Source organism: Klebsiella sp. 1SOBk10mer (assembly GCF_046602535.1).
GTDB classification, from domain to species: domain Bacteria; phylum Pseudomonadota; class Gammaproteobacteria; order Enterobacterales; family Enterobacteriaceae; genus Klebsiella; species Klebsiella quasipneumoniae.
Genome location: NZ_JBKIUP010000002.1, coordinates 387,856 through 405,590, shown reverse-complemented (window position 1 = coordinate 405,590; position 17,735 = coordinate 387,856). Strand labels below are relative to the sequence as shown.

The 17,735-nt window shown below is 63.8% G+C and carries 15 protein-coding genes; 4 read left to right on the top strand and 11 right to left on the bottom strand.

Translation table 11 applies throughout. The features are described from left to right. Positions 1-45: 45 nt before the first annotated feature. Positions 46-1,074 (top strand): S-methyl-5-thioribose-1-phosphate isomerase, encoded by a 1,029-nt coding sequence (gene mtnA, locus ACLH1I_RS07710; RefSeq protein ID WP_080841217.1) that lies wholly within the window; start codon positions 46-48, stop codon positions 1,072-1,074. 54 nt (positions 1,075-1,128) lie between these two features. Here the strand turns inward: mtnA and ACLH1I_RS07705 are convergent, their stop codons facing one another. The 7 genes from ACLH1I_RS07705 to codB form a co-directional block, all read right to left on the bottom strand. Next, on the bottom strand, positions 1,129-2,397 hold the full coding sequence (locus tag ACLH1I_RS07705; RefSeq protein ID WP_004885793.1) for a histidine phosphatase family protein: 1,269 nt from the start codon (positions 2,395-2,397) through the stop codon (positions 1,129-1,131). 26 nt (positions 2,398-2,423) lie between these two features. Next, positions 2,424-3,782, bottom strand: coding sequence for an MFS transporter (locus ACLH1I_RS07700; RefSeq protein ID WP_023319949.1), 1,359 nt, complete (start codon positions 3,780-3,782; stop codon positions 2,424-2,426). Positions 3,783-3,892: 110 nt separating this feature from the next. Continuing rightward, complete coding sequence (locus tag ACLH1I_RS07695; protein WP_017899069.1) at positions 3,893-4,702, bottom strand: inositol monophosphatase family protein; 810 nt, start codon at positions 4,700-4,702, stop codon at positions 3,893-3,895. A gap of 121 nt (positions 4,703-4,823) precedes the next feature. Then, positions 4,824-5,774, bottom strand: coding sequence for a LacI family DNA-binding transcriptional regulator (locus tag ACLH1I_RS07690; RefSeq protein ID WP_075205470.1), 951 nt, complete (start codon positions 5,772-5,774; stop codon positions 4,824-4,826). 145 nt (positions 5,775-5,919) lie between these two features. Continuing rightward, entirely contained in the window at positions 5,920-7,158 is a 1,239-nt protein-coding gene (gene codA, locus ACLH1I_RS07685) for a cytosine deaminase (protein ID WP_032455710.1), read from the bottom strand. Then, a complete protein-coding gene (locus ACLH1I_RS07680) occupies positions 7,155-8,390 on the bottom strand; it encodes a PucR family transcriptional regulator (RefSeq protein ID WP_017899072.1) in 1,236 nt (411 codons plus the stop codon). The genes codA and ACLH1I_RS07680 overlap by 4 nt, the downstream gene beginning before the upstream one ends. Further along, positions 8,387-9,649, bottom strand: a complete 1,263-nt coding sequence (codB, locus tag ACLH1I_RS07675; protein ID WP_198079561.1) for a cytosine permease — start codon at positions 9,647-9,649, stop codon at positions 8,387-8,389. The genes ACLH1I_RS07680 and codB overlap by 4 nt, the downstream gene beginning before the upstream one ends. A 451-nt stretch (positions 9,650-10,100) precedes the next feature. On the opposite strand from codB, the gene ACLH1I_RS07670 reads away from it, so the two are divergent. From ACLH1I_RS07670 to ACLH1I_RS07660, 3 genes are read left to right on the top strand one after another with little or no spacing between them, the layout of a single operon-like run. Further along, positions 10,101-10,709, top strand: a complete 609-nt coding sequence (locus ACLH1I_RS07670; protein ID WP_008805607.1) for a methylthioribulose 1-phosphate dehydratase — start codon at positions 10,101-10,103, stop codon at positions 10,707-10,709. 12 nt (positions 10,710-10,721) lie between these two features. Beyond that, on the top strand, positions 10,722-12,218 hold the full coding sequence (locus ACLH1I_RS07665; RefSeq protein ID WP_151628505.1) for an FGGY-family carbohydrate kinase: 1,497 nt from the start codon (positions 10,722-10,724) through the stop codon (positions 12,216-12,218). Continuing rightward, positions 12,215-13,243, top strand: coding sequence for a 2-hydroxyacid dehydrogenase (locus ACLH1I_RS07660; RefSeq protein ID WP_004885809.1), 1,029 nt, complete (start codon positions 12,215-12,217; stop codon positions 13,241-13,243). The genes ACLH1I_RS07665 and ACLH1I_RS07660 overlap by 4 nt, the downstream gene beginning before the upstream one ends. 42 nt (positions 13,244-13,285) lie before the next feature. On the opposite strand, the gene ACLH1I_RS07655 is transcribed toward ACLH1I_RS07660, so the two are convergent. The 4 genes from ACLH1I_RS07655 to ACLH1I_RS07640 are packed head-to-tail and all read right to left on the bottom strand — an operon-like array spanning position 13,286 to position 17,728. Beyond that, entirely contained in the window at positions 13,286-14,227 is a 942-nt protein-coding gene (locus tag ACLH1I_RS07655; RefSeq protein ID WP_064178066.1) for a carbohydrate kinase family protein, read from the bottom strand. Between the two features lie 11 nt (positions 14,228-14,238). Then, a complete protein-coding gene (locus ACLH1I_RS07650; protein ID WP_017899077.1) occupies positions 14,239-15,243 on the bottom strand; it encodes an ABC transporter permease in 1,005 nt (334 codons plus the stop codon). Continuing rightward, positions 15,240-16,229: an ABC transporter permease gene (locus ACLH1I_RS07645; RefSeq protein WP_049115721.1), complete on the bottom strand. Its 990-nt coding sequence runs from the start codon at positions 16,227-16,229 to the stop codon at positions 15,240-15,242. Before ACLH1I_RS07645 ends, ACLH1I_RS07650 begins: the two co-directional genes overlap by 4 nt. After that, on the bottom strand, positions 16,226-17,728 hold the full coding sequence (locus ACLH1I_RS07640) for a sugar ABC transporter ATP-binding protein (protein ID WP_170921477.1): 1,503 nt from the start codon (positions 17,726-17,728) through the stop codon (positions 16,226-16,228). The genes ACLH1I_RS07645 and ACLH1I_RS07640 overlap by 4 nt, the downstream gene beginning before the upstream one ends. Between the last annotated feature and the right edge of the window lie 7 nt (positions 17,729-17,735).

Here is a 17,735-nt window from a genome sequence, read left to right as displayed (position 1 = left end):
ATCCTGACACAATGTGATACAACAACGCAACAGGGATTTAACGACATGCAGACATTACAGACCACCAGCCTGCGGGTGAGTGAAAATCAGCTTTTTATTCTCGACCAGCAGGCCTTGCCGCAGGAAAAACGCTGGCTGGCGGCGGATAACGTTGCGCTGCTGGTGGACCATATTCACGCCCTGCGGGTGCGCGGCGCGCCGTTGATTGGCCTGTCCGCCAGCCTGCTGCTGGCCCTGCTGGCCCAGCGCGGCCTGAGCCGGGATGAACTCCAGCAGGCGCTGGAGACGCTGCGCGCTGCGCGGCCGACGGCGGTCAACCTGATGAATAATCTGGATCGCATGAAGCAGGTGCTGGCCCGGGAGGATTATCCGCAGGCGCTGGAAGCGGAAGCCTTGCGTCTGGTCGAAGAAGATAAACAGCTGTGCGACCGCATCGCTGAGGCGGGCAGTGCGCTGGTGAAGCCCGACAGTCGACTGCTGACCCACTGCAACACCGGTGGCCTGGCGACCGCCGGGGTAGGTACCGCCCTGGGGGTCATTGCGCTGGCGCATCAGCAGGGAAAAGTGGCCAGCGTGTGGGTCGATGAAACCCGACCGCTGCTGCAGGGCGGTCGTTTAACCGCCTGGGAGCTGGGCGAGCTGGGCGTGCCCTATCAGCTGATCGCCGATTCAATGGCCGCCAGCCTGATGGCGCAAGGGAAGGTGGATGCGGTGTGGGTCGGCGCCGACCGCATCGCTGCCAACGGCGACGTGGCGAATAAAATCGGCACCTATTCCCTGGCGGTATTGGCCCATTACCACCAGATCCCGTTTTACGTCGCTGCGCCGCAGACGACCCTCGACCGCCATTGCCCGAACGGGGCGGCCATTCCCATTGAGCAGCGCGCCGCGGCCGAAGTGACCGGAGTGGCGGGCAGCTTTGGCGCGGTACAGTGGGCGCCGACCGGGGCCGCCGTGTACAATCCGGCGTTCGATGTCACGCCTGCTGGGCTGATAAGCGGCTGGGTGCTGGACAGCGGGGTGGTCACCCCGGCGCAGGTCTCCGCCGGGGCGTTTGCGCCGGATAACGGATAACGGACGCCGTGCCGGGCCTGGAAAAAACGGCTTTCCCGGGCCCGGCAAACGCCGCTACGGCAGGACCATCGCTACCGTCGGGGCGGAGGGCCGATCGATACGCTGACCCAGCGCGGTGATGGCCGCCTGGAAGGGGCACAGCGTACCGACGTCGGTCTGACGGCAGCCCGGCTGACGCCACTCCTGACGCAGCATCGGGTGCTGCGCGTCCGGCGTCTGCAGACGACGCAGGTCGTCGAGGCCTTGCGCCTGGAAATAGACCCGCAGATAGCGTTCCCCGCTCTTCGCGTCGCGCCAGCGCTCCAGCACCAGGCTACTGCCCGGCGGGATATTCCCCCGGCTGTAGCCCGGCAGCTGCCAGCTAAAGTTCATCAGCGTGCGCACCATGGCGATGTTGGTGTCATGCGCCACCAGCAGCAGCCAGCGTACGTTCGGACTCGCCTCTGGTTTGACGCCGTCGAGCATGGCGTTGAGCAGCACCGACCCGCGTTTTTGCGCGGTATACAGCACGTCGTTACTCAGATCGTAGTTTTCCGTTAACAGCGGCAGCAGGGCCGTGATCTGACTGGCCTGGGCGATCTTGCCCCACGCCAGCTGGCTGAGAGGCAGGTTTTCACTCCAGCCGAGACGCAGCGTTTCCACCATATTGGCCATCACGCTCAGTCCGCTAATGGTGGTCTTCCCGCTTTTGCTCTGCTCGACCTGCCATGGGGTATCGAAGATCGGGCAGGGCTTATCGGCCTGGCAAACCGCCTGTTTCAATAGCTGGATAGTCGGCGCCAGCGCCTGCCGACGCTGCGCCAGATCCCCGGCCTTCTCTTTTACCGCCGCCAGCTGGCGGGCGGGGTCGGTTTGCGTGGCGGCGAACTTGTCGGTCTGAAACAGCGGATCGGCATCCCCGCTGACGTAATGGATAGCGACGCCACAGCCGGGGAAGGCGCCATCCACCAGCGCCTGGGCGGTCGCCCGCGTCCGCTGCAGCGGGCTGGCGCGCACGTAAATCGACTCCGCCGTCGGGCATCCCGCCTGCAGCAGGCCGAGCTGGCGATAGTGCTGGCCTTCCTCACGCCCTTTGTTGACCACGGCGGCATAGCCATGACCGGTGAGCTCGCCGTCATGGGTGGTCCACTCGGTCCATGGGCGTCCGGTGGCGGCCTCGATGGCTTCCCGGTTGCCGGCCGTCGGCGGACGAATGCCGTGGCGGCTAAGCTCCACCACTTTCTCCAGCTGCCAGTCTGCGGCGGCGGCTGATTGCAACGCCAGCAGCGGCAGCGCGCAGGCGATAAACAGGCGTAACAGCCCCTGATGTCTTGCAGGCATCATATCTTCTTCCTTAATTCGTTAATCGGTTATGAGGAGAACGAGGTCTGCCGTTCGACGGCATGGCGCCGGGCGACGATGGCGGCAGTGGTAAAACAGAGTAGCGCGGAACCCAGACCGGTACCCACCCAGAACAGCGCCAACGTGCTGAAATCATACAGCGTTTTGCCGTTCTCAAGGATAGCTGTTTTATCAATAATGATCCCGGTGAGAAACTCGCCCAGGCCGGCGCCGGCGTAGCTGGCGATGCCGATGGTGCCGAGCGCGGCCCCCGCCGCTTTGCGCGAGGAGATATCGACGGCGATCAGCCCGCCGAGGAAGCAGGTCAGAGCACCAATGGTGGCCCCGAAGATAATCATCGCCAGAATATCAGTGTAATAATTGTGCGGCGACCAGAGCATCAGGGCGAAGCCGGCGGTGTTCAGCAGGCTGATAAACCCGGCCATCACGCTGCGGTTGCGCGGGAAAAAGCGGTCGGAGAGCATGCCGGCAATGATGGTCCCGGCGATGCCGGCGATGGCGTTGACGCCGATAATCCCGGATGCCTCCAGCGTGGAATAGGCTTTATCCTGCTCGAGGAAGAAGATCCCCCAGGAGTTGACGGCGTAGCGGTCGATGTACATAAAGGCGGAGGCGAGGGCGAGGGTCCACAGCGCCGGGTTGCGCAGCGCCAGCAGCTGGTTTTTAAACACCGAGCCGCGGGCTTCGACCTCCTCCTGCGGTTCATCGCGGATGACGTTGATGGACGGGAAGCCGCTGCTCTGCGGCGAATCGTGCATGAACAGCACCAACAGCACCACGCCGGCGGCACCGAGCGCGGCGGTGGACAGGTAGCCCATCTGCCAGCCAAACCCGGCGATCACCGCGGCGATCACCATATAGGTGACGGCCTCGCCGATATTATGCGCCGTCGACCAGATGCCATAGAAGGTGCCGCGCTCTTTAACGCCGTACCAGCGCGCCAGCGAGACCGCGCAGGGGCCGACGCCCATCGACTGCGCCCAGCCGTTGATCCCCCAGAAGATGGCCAGCAGCAGGGCGTTGGTGGTCATCCCCATCATCAGGTTCATCCCGGCGCTGAGCAATAAACCGAGGCTCATATAGCGCACCACGTTGGCGTGATCGGCGATAAAGCCATTGACCAGCTTGCCGATGGCGTAGCTGAAGAACAGAGTGGAGCCGATCATGCCGAGCTCCGTCGGGGTGATCCCCAACTCCACCAGCGCGCTTTTGGCGACGGTGAAGGATAACCGGCAGACGTAAAAGGTGACGTAGGCCAGGGTCATGGCGATAAAGGTTTGCCAGCGCACCCGGCGAAAACGCTGTTCATCAAACGCGGCGCCCGCTTTCGGCGGCGACGCCCGGAAAAAAGCGATAATTCCAGACATAGGTGGTTCTCCGCAGGTCGGAGGCCTGACTGATTGATGTGGTTCGTCCGTGAATGAAGTTATCGTTACTGTGTAGAGTACATAATCAGAAATAGCCTGACCCGTAAGGGTTAATGTAATGGTTGTGGGATCATCTTTTTCAGCTGCGGGTAGAGCGTTGAGCTGGCCAGCAGCAGCGGGTTGCCGCGCTGGATCCCCTCCTGCGCCAGAAAATCGTTGCTGGCGCCGCCCGCTTCGCGCATCAGCACCAGCCCCGGCAGGGCGTCCCACGGGTTCATGTGCGGCTCGTAGTAGCCAATCAACCGGCCTGCCGCCGCCCAGGCGCTCATCAGCGCGCCGGAGCCGTTGCGGATAAACATGCCGCCGTCGCTGAGCAGCGCCTGCAGAAACGGCAGAAAGTCCGCCGGGGTGACGCGATGCGAGGTGCCGACGCCCATCACTCCCTCCCTGACCGTCGCCGCGGGGTGCGGACGGATCGGGGCGTCATTGAGCCAGGCGCCATGACCCCGCAGGGCGTGAAACAGCTCGCGATGGTTGGGGTCGTAGACCACGCCGATGACCGGTTCGCCGTCGGCGACGATCGCCAGCGACAGGCACCAGGTGTGCAGGCCGTTGAGGAAACAGCTGGTGCCATCGATGGGGTCGACCACCCACAGCACTTGCGCGTCGGGCAGGCGGGCGCCGCTCTCTTCGCCGAGAAAGCCATCCTCCGGAAACGCGCTCTGAATACGCTGTTTCACAAAGGCCTCCACCCGCTTATCGGCCACGCTGACCACGTCCTGCAGGTCGTCGCCTTTATGGTCGACGGTCAGCGCTTCGCGTTGCTGATAGTATTCAAACGCCAGCTCAGCCCCTGCTTTCGCCAGCTCGCAGGCCAGGCGGTAGCGGGCCTGTAGCGCTTCTGATTCCTGAGATTGCATATTGACTCCCTATTTTGCACACGTGTGCATTTTGCGTGAAAAAAACAGCCCCGAAGGGCCGAATGAGTGTGGCCGGGTTTCGCAGAAGATTCTGTGATCGCTCCAGCATAAAATGATTTTTTCATTTCGTACTTTGACGAATAATTAATTTCACCGGCACTTCGCGATGGCGCGAGGGCAGGCTGAAGCGGGCGATCCGCGTCATTAACAGATCCACCGCGTGGTGGGCCAGCAGGGCGGTATTCTGCTGAATGGTGGTAAGCTGGTAGGGTTGCCAGTCCGCCTGCGGGATATCGTCAAAGCCGACGATGGCCGGCAGCGGGGCAGCGGCGTCCCGCAGGCCGTCCTGGGCGCCCAGCGCCAGCATATCGGTAGCGCAAAACAGCGCTTGCACCCCGGGGTTTTCAGCAACGATTTCTCTGGCAGCCTGGTAGCCAGCCTGATAGCCGCCGCCGTCGCAGAAGCGGCTGGTCACCGTCATGCCCGACGTCTGCGCGATGAAAGCGTCATAACGCTGGCGGGTGCTAAAGTTCTCGCGATTTTCGCCTATAAAGCCAACCTGCCGCCAGCCTCGACGACTGAACAAGTCCGCCACCAGCTTCGCCCCCTGGGCGTTATCGCTGCACACCCGGTCGCAGCCGGCGAGATCCGCATGACGGTTGATCAGGGTGACGGGGATCTTGCGCGCCAGATACTCTTCCGCCAGCGACAGCGGCGGCGCGCCGGAGGTGATGATCACCCCGGCGACGTGGTAGCTCAGCAGCTGCTTAAGCGAAGGGGCGAGCTGCTGCGGATCGTCAGCGTTCATCAGCAGCGGCATAAAGCCGTTGAGCGCCAGCTGATGGACCAGCGGCGCCAGCAGTTTGCTGCGAAACGGGTTGTCGAAACCGGCGGTGACGATGCCGATAAAATTACTGCTGCCGGTGATCATCGTCCGGGCGATGATATTCACCTGATAGCCCAGAGCTTCCGCGGCGTTCAGCACCTTCTGCCGGGTCTTCTCCGACACCGAGGCGCCGGGGGTGAAGGTGCGGGAGACCGCCGAGCGCGAGACCCCGGCCAGTCTGGCCACGTCCTCGGCCTTAATCCATTTTTTATCGCTCATCGTCGTTTCGCGCCGTCTGTTTTCCAGGAAGCCAACGCCCGGACGGGCGTCGGTCACGCACACTGCCTGAAAAGGTATCACAGAAAGGCGCCGACGCGCAGCGCCTTGCGCCTTATGCCGGATAGCGGATGTGCTCCACCTCACGCTGCAAAATCACCTTGCCGTGGCGAATGGAGGTCAGCACCCGCGCCTGGCGGCGGACGGCCTCGTAGTCGTTTTCCGCATCAAGGATCAACAGGTTAGCCGGGCGGCCTTCGGCGAGGCCGTAGTTATCGCCCAGACAAAGCGCCCGGGCGCTGTTGTCGGTGACGAAGTCGAGACAGCGCTGTAGATCGTCATAGCCGAGCATATGGCAGATGTGCAGTCCGGCATCCAGAATGCGCAGGATATTGCCATTCCCCAGCGGATACCACGGATCCTGAATCGAGTCCTGAGCAAAGCAGACGTTGATGCCGGCGCGATCCAGCTCCGCCACCCGGGTGACGCCGCGCCGTTTCGGCCAGCTGTCAAACCGGCCCTGCAGATGAATGCTTTCGGTCGGGCAGGAGATAAAGTTGATCCCCGAGGCTTTCAGCAGGCGAAACAGCTTCGAACAGTAGGCGTTGTCATAAGAGCCCATCGCGCAGGTGTGGCTGGCGGTGACCTGCGCCCCCATACCGCGCACCCGGGCCTCTTCCGCCAGCACTTCGAGGAAACGCGACTGCGGATCGTCGATTTCATCGCAGTGGACATCCACCAGGCGGCCATAGCGCTGGGCGAGGTCCATCAAAAACATCACCGAGCTGACCCCTTTGTCGCGGGTATTCTCATAGTGCGGAATGCCGCCCACCACGTCGGCGCCCATCTCGATGGCGCGCGTCATCAGCTCCCGGCCGTTGGGATACGATTCGATCCCCTCCTGCGGAAAGGCGACAATCTGTAGATCGATGAGATCGGCGGCCTCTTGTTTCACCGCCAGCAGCGCCTGCAGGGCCGCCAGCGACGGGTCGGTGACATCCACATGGGTCCGGACGTGCTGAACGCCGAAATCGCGCAGCATGCCGATGGTTTTCAGCGCCCGCTGGCGGGTGTCCTCCGGGGTAATGCTCGCTTTGCGCTGGCTCCAGCGGGTGATGCCTTCAAACAGGGTGCCGCTGCGGTTCCACTCCGGCTCGCCCGCGGTTAGGGTGGCGTCAAGATGGATATGCGGCTCGACGAAGGGCGGGATCGCCAGCCGACCCTGGGCGTCGATATCCCCGGTGTCGGCGGTCCGCATCGCGGTTTGGGCGGTCATGCCGCGAATGATGCCGTCCTGCAGCTCAAGGGTAAACAGCGCCTCCTGGCGGCGCAGGCGGGCGTTAACAATTTTCATGGTTGGTCCTGTAAATGGTTTTGCGATAAACGCCAGATCACCAGCGCGACCGAGGCGTTGAGATGAAACTGAGGGTGGCTGACCGGGTAGCCGGTCAGTTTTTCAATACGCTGGATGCGCTGATGCAGGGTGTTGCGATGGAGACCCAGCCGGTCGGCGGCTCGCACAACGTTGCCGTTCTCCTGCAGCAGCGTCTCGAGGGTCTCCAGCAGCAGCCACGGAGCTTTACGGCCCGGCTCGATCAGGCAGCCCAGGGTGTCGTGCATAAAATCGTTGAGCAGCGCCGGGTCGCTGACCGCGGACAGCAGTTTGATAAACCCCAACTGCTGATAGTCGCTGATGCGCTGGGTCGGCCGCAGGGTTTCGCACAGATCCAGCGCCTGGCGCGCCTGCGACAACGCCCGCGGGTAGCCCTGCAGCTGCCTGACCGGCGCCGAGAGGCCGCAGAGCAGCGACAAACGCTCTTCCCCCTCCGCCAGCGTCTGCAGCCACTGCTGCAGCCACTTTTTCTGCTGAAAGTCTTCCCCCTCCTCATCCGGCAGCAGGAAAAGGAACATGTTGCTGCGTTCCAGAAGCGGGAAGGGGTTGCCCTGCTGGTTGAGCTGCTGCTGCAGTTGCTGGCGCACGCTGCGGTGGGCCTGCTGCAGCCAGGCTTCGGCCTGTTCGGGCGGGTACTGGCGAAACAGGCGGGACAGTCCCTCCAGGCGCAGCGCCGCCAGCCGCAGCGGGCGGGTAAAATCGAGCTGCTGGTGGAGGGCGCGCTGGTGAAGCATCTGCAGGTCCGGATAGTCGCCGGTGACCAGCTGCATCAGGATGTCGCGCTGCGACTGAAGGGCGTTTTCGCTGCGGACCAGCGCGGTGCCGACCCGCTCGGTGACAATCACCATCTTCAGCAGGTAGGGCTGCTCGATCAGCGGAATGCCCAGCTCGTCGGCGAGGGCGATCAGCGTGGCGGGAATGGCGTGGATATAGGCCTCGCCGGTGAGGATCACCATCCCGGCGATGCCGCGCTGTTTGCCCTCCATCAGCAGCTGGATCAGGTTGGCTTCATCCCGGGGATGGTTGATGCCGGTGATAAAGACCAGCTCGCCGCCCATGATCCACTCGGCGATATGCTCATTTTCCGCCACGTAGTACCAGCGTACCGCCCGCTGCAGCCCTTGCTTTCCCGCCCGCAAACGCAGGGCGGAGAGTCCCTCAAGGGCCAGCAGTTCGCTGACCGTCAGGCTCATGACTCTTGCTCCGCGACGGCGGCAGGCTGACGTTTGCTGACCATGGTCAGGGCGATATAAACCAGCGCGGAGACGGTGATCCCCACCAGCGGCGCGATCCACGGTGACAGATAAGCCACCACCGCGCCGGCGGCGTAGGCGCCGAGTCCCAGCCAGTTAAAACGCGGCAGGCGGGCGTTCTGCAGCAGGGGATAGCGCCCGCCGCGGGCGAACCAGTAGTCGGCGAGAATCACCCCGCCGATGGGCGGGATAATACTGCCCAGCAGCACAAGGAACGGGATCAGCATTTCGTACATCCCGCCAATGGCCAGCACAATGCCCACCCCGGCGGCGGCGAGGGTCAGCGTGCGGCGACGTTCGCTGCGCAGCAGATGGCAGGCGGCGGCGGAGACGTTATAGATGGTGGGGCCCTGGATGGTCAGCAGGTTGAGACACAGCATGATCACCGCGGCGACTGATAGCCCCTGCAGGATCAGCACTTCGACGATATCGGCCTGTTGATAAACGATGGCGCACCAGGCGCCGGCGACGATCATCAGCCCGTTGCCGATGAGGAAGCTGCCCATGCTGGCGAGAATGGCGGTCCGGCTGGAGTTGGCCAGCCGGGTCCAGTTTGTCGCCTGGGTGGCGCCGCTGGCGAAAGTGCCAAAGACCATGGTGATGGCCGCCGACCAGGTCATGGTGTCGCTCGGCGCAATGCGGGTCATCGCCTGCCAGCCGCCGGCGTGGTGCAGCGCCAGATACATGGAGACCACCAGCAGCACGAACATCAGCGGCACCGACAGGCGCGACAGCGCGTCCAGCCCCTTGTAGCCCACCAGCGCGGTGACGCAGAACAGCATGCCAAACAGCACCATCAGCGGCTGGGTCAGCGCCTCGGGCAGGGCGAGGATCTTCACCAGCGAGATAGCGACCGTGGCGGTCCCCCAGGCGTACCAGCCCAGCTCGGCAAAGCCAAGGATAAAATCGGCCAGCTTGCTGCCGATCTCCCCGAAGCAGAACCGGCCCATCAGCACCGTATTCAGGCCGCTGCGCGCGGCAATCCAGCCCAGCGATGCGGCATAGAGAGCCAGCAAGGCGTTGCCGACGACGGCTATCCACAGCAGATTAACGATGGAAAAGGAGACGCCGAGTTTGCCGCCGGCAAACATCGTGCCGGTGAAAAAGGTAAAACTGAATAACACCATGGCGATGGAAAATACGCCTTTACGTCCGGCGGTGGGCGCTTCGACGAGGGGAAAATCATTGCTGTTTGACATCCTGGAACCTCTGGCTGGTAGATGAGCGGTGATTGCCGGAAGTAGCAAGAGATGTGCCAGGAAAAACCGGGCACGGGGAATAGCGCGCGGTGTGCAACATGCACAGTTATTGAAAGATCCAGGAGGAGTAATGCCATTTTAGTGTGCATCCTGCCAGGTTTTGCACCAGTCCGGGGCAGAGGAGGGCGGCGACGGCATGCCTGGCGCAGAAGGAGAATTTCAGCCAGCACAATCCGCCAGCGTTGTGGCGCCAGGCAGCAGGGGATCGTAGCGGATTCACTGCGGTTGGTTAAATTGCTGTGAATAAAGGTTATTTAATATGCATTTATGATATAACCATTTGTCTTATGTGTGTTTCCTGAAATATTGTTCCCTCCGGTTAGCGGTGTTAGTATCGGATAAATAGCCATTTAGACGGCTAAAAAAATCATCGCTAACCTAAGGAACTGCTATGTGGCAAGAAAGACTCGCGCAACTGGTCACCACCTGTCATTGGATCGGCGCGAAAGGCTGGGCGCCGGCGACCGGCGGCAATATGTCGGTGCGTCAGGATGATACCTGGTGCTGGCTAAGCGAGTCGGGCCGCGATAAAGGCAGCCTGACGACCGAGGATTTTCTGCAGGTGGAGATCGCCACCAATCAGGCCCCTTCCGGACGGAAACCGTCGGCGGAGACCGGCCTGCACACCCTGGTCTACCGCCTGTTCCCGGAGGCCAACGTGGTGCTGCATGTGCATACCGTCAACGCCACCGTGCTGTCGCGCATCGAAAAAAGCGACACGCTGGCGCTGCAGGGGTATGAAATGCAGAAAACCCTTAGCGGGCAGCACAGCCATCTCGATACTGTTCCGGTCGCCATCTTTGATAATGACCAGGATATTGACGCCCTGGCGGCGCGGATTGCCGATTATGCGCAAACGCGCCCGCTGCGCTACGGCTTTCTGCTGCGCGGCCACGGCCTGACCTGCTGGGGGAAAGATATTCAGGAGGCCCGCCGTCAACTGGAGGGGCTGGAGTTCCTGTTCGAGTGCGAGCTGATGCGCCGCCGCTACGAGCCCTGAGCCGGAGCAGGTATGGATTTTTATCTTGGGATCGATATCGGCACCTCGCGGGTGAAAGCGGTGCTGTTTGATCAGCATTTCACCGCCTGCGCCAGCGCCGCGGAAAACACTTTACCCCGCCTGTCGGCCAATGGCTACGCGGAACAGGATATGACCCAGCTGTGGCATTCGGTGCTGGCTATTCTGCGCCAGATTGCCCGCCACCCGGCGCTGCAGGCGGGGCGGCTGCGGGCCATCGGCCTCGCCGGGCAAGGGGAGGGGGTCTGGCTCAGCGATGAGCAGGGCGAACCGGTGGGCCCGGGGATCCTGTGGAGCGATACCCGCAGCCACGAGCTGATGAGCGACCTGCTGCGCCGACCCGGCTTCGACCGCCGCTATTTCGCCGATACCGGCACCCACCTGCAGCCCTGCAATACCAGCCTGCAGCTGTACTGGCTGAAACACTATCAGCCGGAGCGGCTGGCGGCCGCGCGCTATCTGTTTTTCGCCAAGGACTGGATCCGCTTTCGCCTGACCGGCGTGGCGGCGCTGGAGCTGACGGACGCCAGCAGCTCGTTACTCAATCAGCAGACCGTCAGCTGGTCCTCGGTGGTGATGAATGAGATGGGGCTGAACGAACTGCTGCCGCTGTTTCCCCCGCTGCTGGCCCCGGATGCTCCGGCCGGCACGCTGAGCGATGCGGTGGCGGCGCTGACCGGGCTGCCCGCCGCGACGCCGGTGGCCGCCGGGGCGCTGGATGTCTGTAGCGCCGCGCTGGGCTGCGGCGCGGTCAACGAAGGGGATATCTACACGATCCTCGGCACTACCTGCTGCACCGGGATCGTCTGCCGCGGCCCGCAGACGGTGAACGAGGCGACGCGCTTTGTCACCCATACCGAAGCCGGGCAGGTGATCTCGCTGTTTCCGATGCAGGCCGGTACGCCAAACATTGACTGGCTGCAGCAGCATATTTCGCTGGACGCCGATCTGGATCGGCTGGAGCAGGCGATCGCGGAGGTGGAGCCAGGCAGCGGCGGCGTCTTCTGGCAGCCGTACCTCAATGGCGAACGCGCGCCGTTTTACAGCCCGGACGCGCGGGCCGGCTTTTTCGGCATTAGCCCGCACACCACCCGCGCCGAACTGCAGCGCGCGGTGTTTGAAGGCCTGGCCTTCGCCATTGTCGATGCGCTACAGGGTTATCCGCAGGGCGGCGAGCTGTATCTGACCGGCGGCGGCGCAGCCTCGGCGACCTGGCTGCAGATTATCGCCGACTGTACCGGGCGTACGGTGGTCTCCAGCGCCTTTAACGAACTGAGCGCGCGCGGCGCGGCGATTCTGGCGGCCCGCAGCGTCGCGGCGCTGGCCGAGACGCCTCCGCTGGCGCAGACCCGCTATCAGCCGCGCCCTCAGGCGCATGCCCGCTACGCGGCGCTGTATCCCGTTTACCGCCTGCTGCGTGAGCAGATGCTGCCGGTATGGCAGGCCAGGCAGGCCGCTCTTCAACGTCTTTCTCAGGAAGTACAACCATGAAAATCGTTTTTACCGCCGAGCATGCTGGCGACCTTAGCGCCTTCCACCAGCTGGGTGAGCTGCTGGTGGAGGGGTGGGCGCTGGGCAAACCGAAACTCAGCGCCGGTCAGCTGATTGAGCTGGCCCACGACGCTGAGGTGCTGGTGACCAGCTATGATGAGGTGACGGATGCGGTGATGGCCGCCTGTCCGCGCCTGCAGGTGATCGCCTGTACCCGCGCGAATCCGGTGAATATTGATACCCAGGCCGCGCAGGCGCGCGGCATCCGGGTACTCTACACCCCGGGGCGCAATGCCGATGCCGCCGCGGAGCTGACGCTTGGCCTGATGCTCAGCCTGGCGCGCCATATTCCGCAATCCCATGCGGCGCTGAAGCGGGGGGAATTCACGCAGGCTGACAATGCCGCCGCCGCCACCCAGCAGGGGCTGCGCCGGGATGTGGTCTGGGACGTGAGTCCGGAAAGCCCCTATGAAGTGTTTAAGGGCAGTGAACTGCGCAATAAAACGCTGGGCCTGGTGGGGTATGGCAACATTGGCCGCCGGGTGGCGCGTATCGCCCGGGCGTTCGGCATGGCGGTGCGGGTGGTGGATCCGTTCGTCGCCGCAGAGGATATCAATGAGCCAGGGCTACAGAAAACCACCCTGGAGGCGCTGTTCCGAGAGGCGGATATCGTCAGCCTGCATCTGAGCAGCGGGCCGCACAGCGACGGGCTGGTGAATGCGGCGCTGTTAAACAGCATGAAGCCCGGCGCGCTGCTGATCAATACCTCCCGCGCGGCGGTGGTCGACGAAGCGGCGCTGATTGAGGCTCTGCGTCACGGCCCGTTGGGCGGCGCGGCGCTGGACGTGTATCATCGCGAACCGCTGTGGCGCGATCACCCTTTTGTCACCGAGTTCGATAACGTGATTATCACGCCGCATATCGCCGGGGCCACCCGGGAGAGTATCGCCAAACACACGGCGATGATTGCCGCCGATCTTCAGCGCTATGTCGCCGGGGAGCCGCTGCTGTACCAGTGGCGTTAAGCCGCTTGCGCCGCCGCGTCCTGCAGCGGCGTGGGTCCAACGTCAGGGGCGATGGGCCGCCATAAAAGCCTGGGTCTGTTCCCAGTCTACCACTCCGGCATCCGATCCCATCCCGGTCGCCACCAGCGCGGCCACCGCCGAGGCGACGTCGCACGCCGCTTTCACGCTGAGCCCGCGCGCCAGCGCGGCAATAAACCCGCCGCAGTAGCTGTCGCCGCAGCCGGTGGTATCCACCGCCTCGACGGGCCACGGCGCAATATGCTCCAGCGCGCCATCGCGGCCGATAAGCCAGGAGCCGTTCTCGCCGTCTTTCAGAATGCAGGTGCCCACACCCAGCGCGAAGAAAAAGCGGGCGATGGCCTCCGGCTGCGTCTCCCCGGAGAGAAAGGCGGCTTCCTCCAGCGAAGGCATAAAATAATCCACCGACGGCAGCAGGGGCCGCAGCAGTTCCAGGGTGTGTTCATTCGGCGCGATAAGGTCAAAGCTGGTGGTGACTCCACGCGCTTTGGCCGCCTGCAGCAGCCGTGCGCTCTGTCCCTGGTCCATTGCCGCCAGCAGTCCGCTCCCGCCGTGATGCAGGAAGCGACAGTCAAGGACGGCGTCAAATTCCGCTTCACTGACGAACAGGGCGTCAGACGCGCCCCGGCAGTGCAGGGCCGGACGTTCGCCGTTGGGGCGAATCGGCAGGATCGTCGCCGAGGTCTCCTTCAGCGCGGTGCGCTGGATAAGCGAGCAGTCAATGCCCAGCCGGGCATAGCTGGCGAGGATAAAGTCGGCCTTTTCATCTTCGCCCAGGCAGGCCACCGCCGCGGTGCGGATCCCGAGCTTCGCGGCGTTAATATTAGCCCCCGCGGCGGTGCCGGCGGGGTTGAGGCGAATTTGCTCAATAAAAGCGACGCCACCGCGCGGTGGGATCGCCACCACCGGGCGCCCGGCGATATCCAGAATAGTCAGGCCGACAAATACGGCGTCAAAGGTTGCCATCGTTCTCCCGTTTAGCGATGCGTTTGGCGCAGACGCGCCTGCCAGAAGGATAGGGCGAGGGCCACCACCAGAATCACGCCGACCAGCGCGTCCTTCACCAGATAATTGAGGCCCATCAGGTTCAGACCATTATCAATAATGGCGAGGAACAGCACGCCGCCGAGGGTGCCGGCGATGCTAACCCGGCCCAGACGGTTAAAGGCGGTACCGATAAACACCGCCGCAATGGCGTCCATCAGGTAAGACTGCCCGGCCAGCGGGGTAAATTGCCGCAGGTTGGCGGAGAGGATCACCCCGCCGACGGCGCAGAGGGCTGAGGCGGCCACCAGCACGCCGAGCATGGTCAGGCGATCGCGGATCCCGGCGATGCGCGCCGCTTCGCTGTTCTGACCGATGGCGCGGATATATTTGCCCCACAGGGTGCGCTCGGTGACCAGCCAGGCCGCCAGCCACAGCGCCAGCACGATCGCTACCGGCGTGGGGATCCCGCCAAGGTTACCCACCGCCAGGTCGTGATACTCAGGAGCCATCCGCCGATAGGCTATCGCGCCGCCGCCATCGGTATAGATACGTTCGGCGCTGCTGGCGATAAACCAGGTGCCGAGGGTGGCGAGGAAGGGGCGGATCCGGCAGATAAGGATCAGAAAGGCATTGAGCAGGCCAATCAGCACCCCGCCGAGTAGGGCGCAGCCCACCGCCGCCTGCCACGGCAGATGCCAGGTTTTCAGGGCGACGAGGGCGAAGGCGGCGCCGAAATCGAGCGCGACGCCCACCGACAGGTCAATCGCCCCGGCGCTGACAATCAGGGTCATCGCCATCGCCACAATCAGCAGGATCGCGCTGCCCTGCAGCAGGTTGGCCCAGTTATCCACGGTTAAAAATACTGGATTCGCCCAGCCGAACAGGGCGATGGCCAGCAGGGTGATGATGCCGAATCCGGCCCGCGACAGCCAGGCCAGCGGGCTGCTGGCCGTCTGTTCCGCAGGAGCTGGAGTTTTCAGGGTGATTTGGCTCATGCCTCGCCTCCTTTGTGTCTGACCGCCGAGGCCGCCAGTACCACCAGGATCAGGCCGCCTTTAATGGCGCCCATCCAGAAGATATTGACCCCCAGCAGGCCGAGCCCGTTAGAGAGGGCGTTAACCAGAATCGCCCCCAGCAGCGCGCCCCAGATGGTGACCACCCGACGGCGGGAGAAGGCGGCGCCGATAAAGGTCGCGAGCACGGTTTCCAGCAGCAGCGGCGTGGCCGTTCCGCTGGAGCTGCCGGAGCCCTGGCTGAGCAGCGGCAGAATAGCCAACCCGGCGGCGATGCCGGCTAACAGCCAGACCTGCAGGGTTAAGCGGCGCACGTTCAGGCCGCTCATCTGCGCCATATCGCGATTGCCGCCCACCGCCTGTACATGCTGACCGAAGCGGGAGTGATGGAGCAGGAACTGGAACAGGATAAATACCCCCAGCAGATAGACCAGCGGCCAGGGCAGGCCGAGGAGGCTGTTATCGCGAAAGGCGACCATCAGCGGATCGCTGACCGCGATGCGCCGCTGGCCGGTCAGCAGGTCCGTCAGGCCGGTAAACGCCACGGAGGTCGAGAGGGTAGCCAGCAGCGGCGGCAGGCCGGCCGCCAGCACCAGGAAGCCGTTGATCGCCCCGCAGAGCAGGCAAACCGCCGCCAGCAGCGCCAGCAGCAGGAGATACGGCGTCTGCCATTCGGCCAGCCCGAGGCTCAGCAGCGCGACGCCGAGCACCGCCGTCGCCGGCAGGGAGAGGTCGATGCCGCCGGAGACCACGTCATCTCCGCCAACGGCGATGACGCAGACCAGGCCGAAACAGAGGATCGCCAGCGGAACGCTCTGGACCAGCATCAGGCTGATATTTTGCCAGCTGAGGAAGTAGGGCGACTGCACGCTCAGCCACACCAGCAGCGCCAGAAACAGGATCAGGGGGAATTTTTCAACAAGCGTCGCCAGGCCCGGACGGCCGCGACGCTGGATAGCGGTATTCATGGTGAAGGCTCCTGTCCGCCGTTGATCGCCACCAGCAGGGCGTCGAGGGTCAGCCCGCGGGTGGGCAGATTCGCCGCCAGCGCACCGCGCCAGAGGACGAGGATCCGGTCGCATAGTCCGAGCAGTTCGATGGCGTCGCTGGAGGAGACCAGCACCGCCCGCCCTTTATCGGCCAGCTGGCGCGTACGTTGATAAATATCGCGGCGGGCGCCGATATCAACCCCGAGGGTGGGTTCATCGAGAATAAACAGCCGGGCATCGGTGCCGAGCCAGCGGGCGAGGATCGCTTTTTGCTGGTTGCCGCCGCTCATGTAGCGTACCGGCAGCGCCGGGCGACCCGGGCGGATCGCCAGCTGTTCTATCCAGTCGCGCGCTTTCCTCTCGGCGATCCCCCGCCGCTCCCAGCCAAAGGTGGCGGTCTCCGGCAGCGAGGCGAGATTAATATTGTCGGCGGTGGTGAAGGACAGGATCAGCCCCTGATGGCGGCGGTCGCGCGGGACCAGCGCCATTCCGGCGCGGATCGCCTGCTTTGGCGTACGGATTCGTCGCGGCAGGCCGTCGAGATGGATAGTGCCGCGCTCCGCCGGACGCAAGCCGTAGAGTAAGTCCACCAGCACATCGCGCCCGGCGCCGAGCAGGCCGGCGACGCCGACGATCTCCCCCGGGTGAATATCAAAAGAGAGATCCTGCAGCTGCCGTCCGTCGCTCAGCTGGCGCACCGAGAGCAGCGGAGCCTCCCCGTTGTCTGCCGCCGGGCGCTGGCGCGGAGTATACAGCTGGTCGATTTCCCGGCCGACCATCATGGCGATCAGCGCCTCGGTATTCTGCAGCAGGTCGCGGTCGGGATAACCGACCACTTCCCCGTTGCGCAGCACAGTGCCACGGTCGCAGAGGCTGGCTATCTCATTGAGATAGTGGGAAATATACAGAATGGCAATGCCCTGGTCGCGCAGGCGCAGGATGGCGGAGGTGACCAGACTGGCCTCCTGGGCCTCGAGGGGGGCGGTGGGCTCGTCGAACACCACCAGCCGCGCCGCGCCGTCGATCAGCGCGCGGGCAATCTGCACCAGCTTGCGCTCGGCCAGGCTCAGGTCTCGCACCAGACGTTCGGGGTCGATCGCCAACTGCCAGTTTTGCTGGAAAAATTGCGCCGTGGCGGCCTTCATCCGTCGGCGATCCAGCGCCCCCCAGCGGGTGCGATACTCCTGGCCCAGAAACACCGATTCCGCGACGGTAAAGTGCGGGATCAGGTTGAGCTCCTGGTGGATAACGCGGATGCCGGCGGCTTCGATGGCTGCCGGGTTGCCGAGGGGTAGCGGGCGACCGTCGAGGGTCGCGCTGCCGCTGTCGGCCTGATAAACGCCGGCGAGGATCTTGATCAGCGTCGATTTACCGGCGCCGTTCTCGCCAATCAGGCCATGAATCTCCCCCGGATTGAGGCGCAGGGTAACCGCATTAAGCGCCATTACGCTGGCAAAACGTTTGCCGATCTGGTCCATGACCAGA

Bases quoted from the DNA above. Each gene is read 5' to 3' on its own strand.
- mtnA (WP_080841217.1), top strand. From the start codon at position 46: ATGCAGACATTACAGACCACCAGCCTGCGGGTGAGTGAAAATCAGCTT.
- ACLH1I_RS07705 (WP_004885793.1), bottom strand. From the start codon at position 2,397: ATGATGCCTGCAAGACATCAGGGGCTGTTACGCCTGTTTATCGCCTGC.
- ACLH1I_RS07700 (WP_023319949.1), bottom strand. From the start codon at position 3,782: ATGTCTGGAATTATCGCTTTTTTCCGGGCGTCGCCGCCGAAAGCGGGC.
- ACLH1I_RS07695 (WP_017899069.1), bottom strand. From the start codon at position 4,702: ATGCAATCTCAGGAATCAGAAGCGCTACAGGCCCGCTACCGCCTGGCC.
- codA (WP_032455710.1), bottom strand. From the start codon at position 7,158: ATGAAAATTGTTAACGCCCGCCTGCGCCGCCAGGAGGCGCTGTTTACC.
- ACLH1I_RS07680 (WP_017899072.1), bottom strand. From the start codon at position 8,390: ATGAGCCTGACGGTCAGCGAACTGCTGGCCCTTGAGGGACTCTCCGCC.
- codB (WP_198079561.1), bottom strand. From the start codon at position 9,649: ATGTCAAACAGCAATGATTTTCCCCTCGTCGAAGCGCCCACCGCCGGA.
- ACLH1I_RS07670 (WP_008805607.1), top strand. From the start codon at position 10,101: ATGTGGCAAGAAAGACTCGCGCAACTGGTCACCACCTGTCATTGGATC.
- ACLH1I_RS07665 (WP_151628505.1), top strand. From the start codon at position 10,722: ATGGATTTTTATCTTGGGATCGATATCGGCACCTCGCGGGTGAAAGCG.
- ACLH1I_RS07660 (WP_004885809.1), top strand. From the start codon at position 12,215: ATGAAAATCGTTTTTACCGCCGAGCATGCTGGCGACCTTAGCGCCTTC.
- ACLH1I_RS07655 (WP_064178066.1), bottom strand. From the start codon at position 14,227: ATGGCAACCTTTGACGCCGTATTTGTCGGCCTGACTATTCTGGATATC.
- ACLH1I_RS07650 (WP_017899077.1), bottom strand. From the start codon at position 15,243: ATGAGCCAAATCACCCTGAAAACTCCAGCTCCTGCGGAACAGACGGCC.
- ACLH1I_RS07645 (WP_049115721.1), bottom strand. From the start codon at position 16,229: ATGAATACCGCTATCCAGCGTCGCGGCCGTCCGGGCCTGGCGACGCTT.
- ACLH1I_RS07640 (WP_170921477.1), bottom strand. From the start codon at position 17,728: ATGGACCAGATCGGCAAACGTTTTGCCAGCGTAATGGCGCTTAATGCG.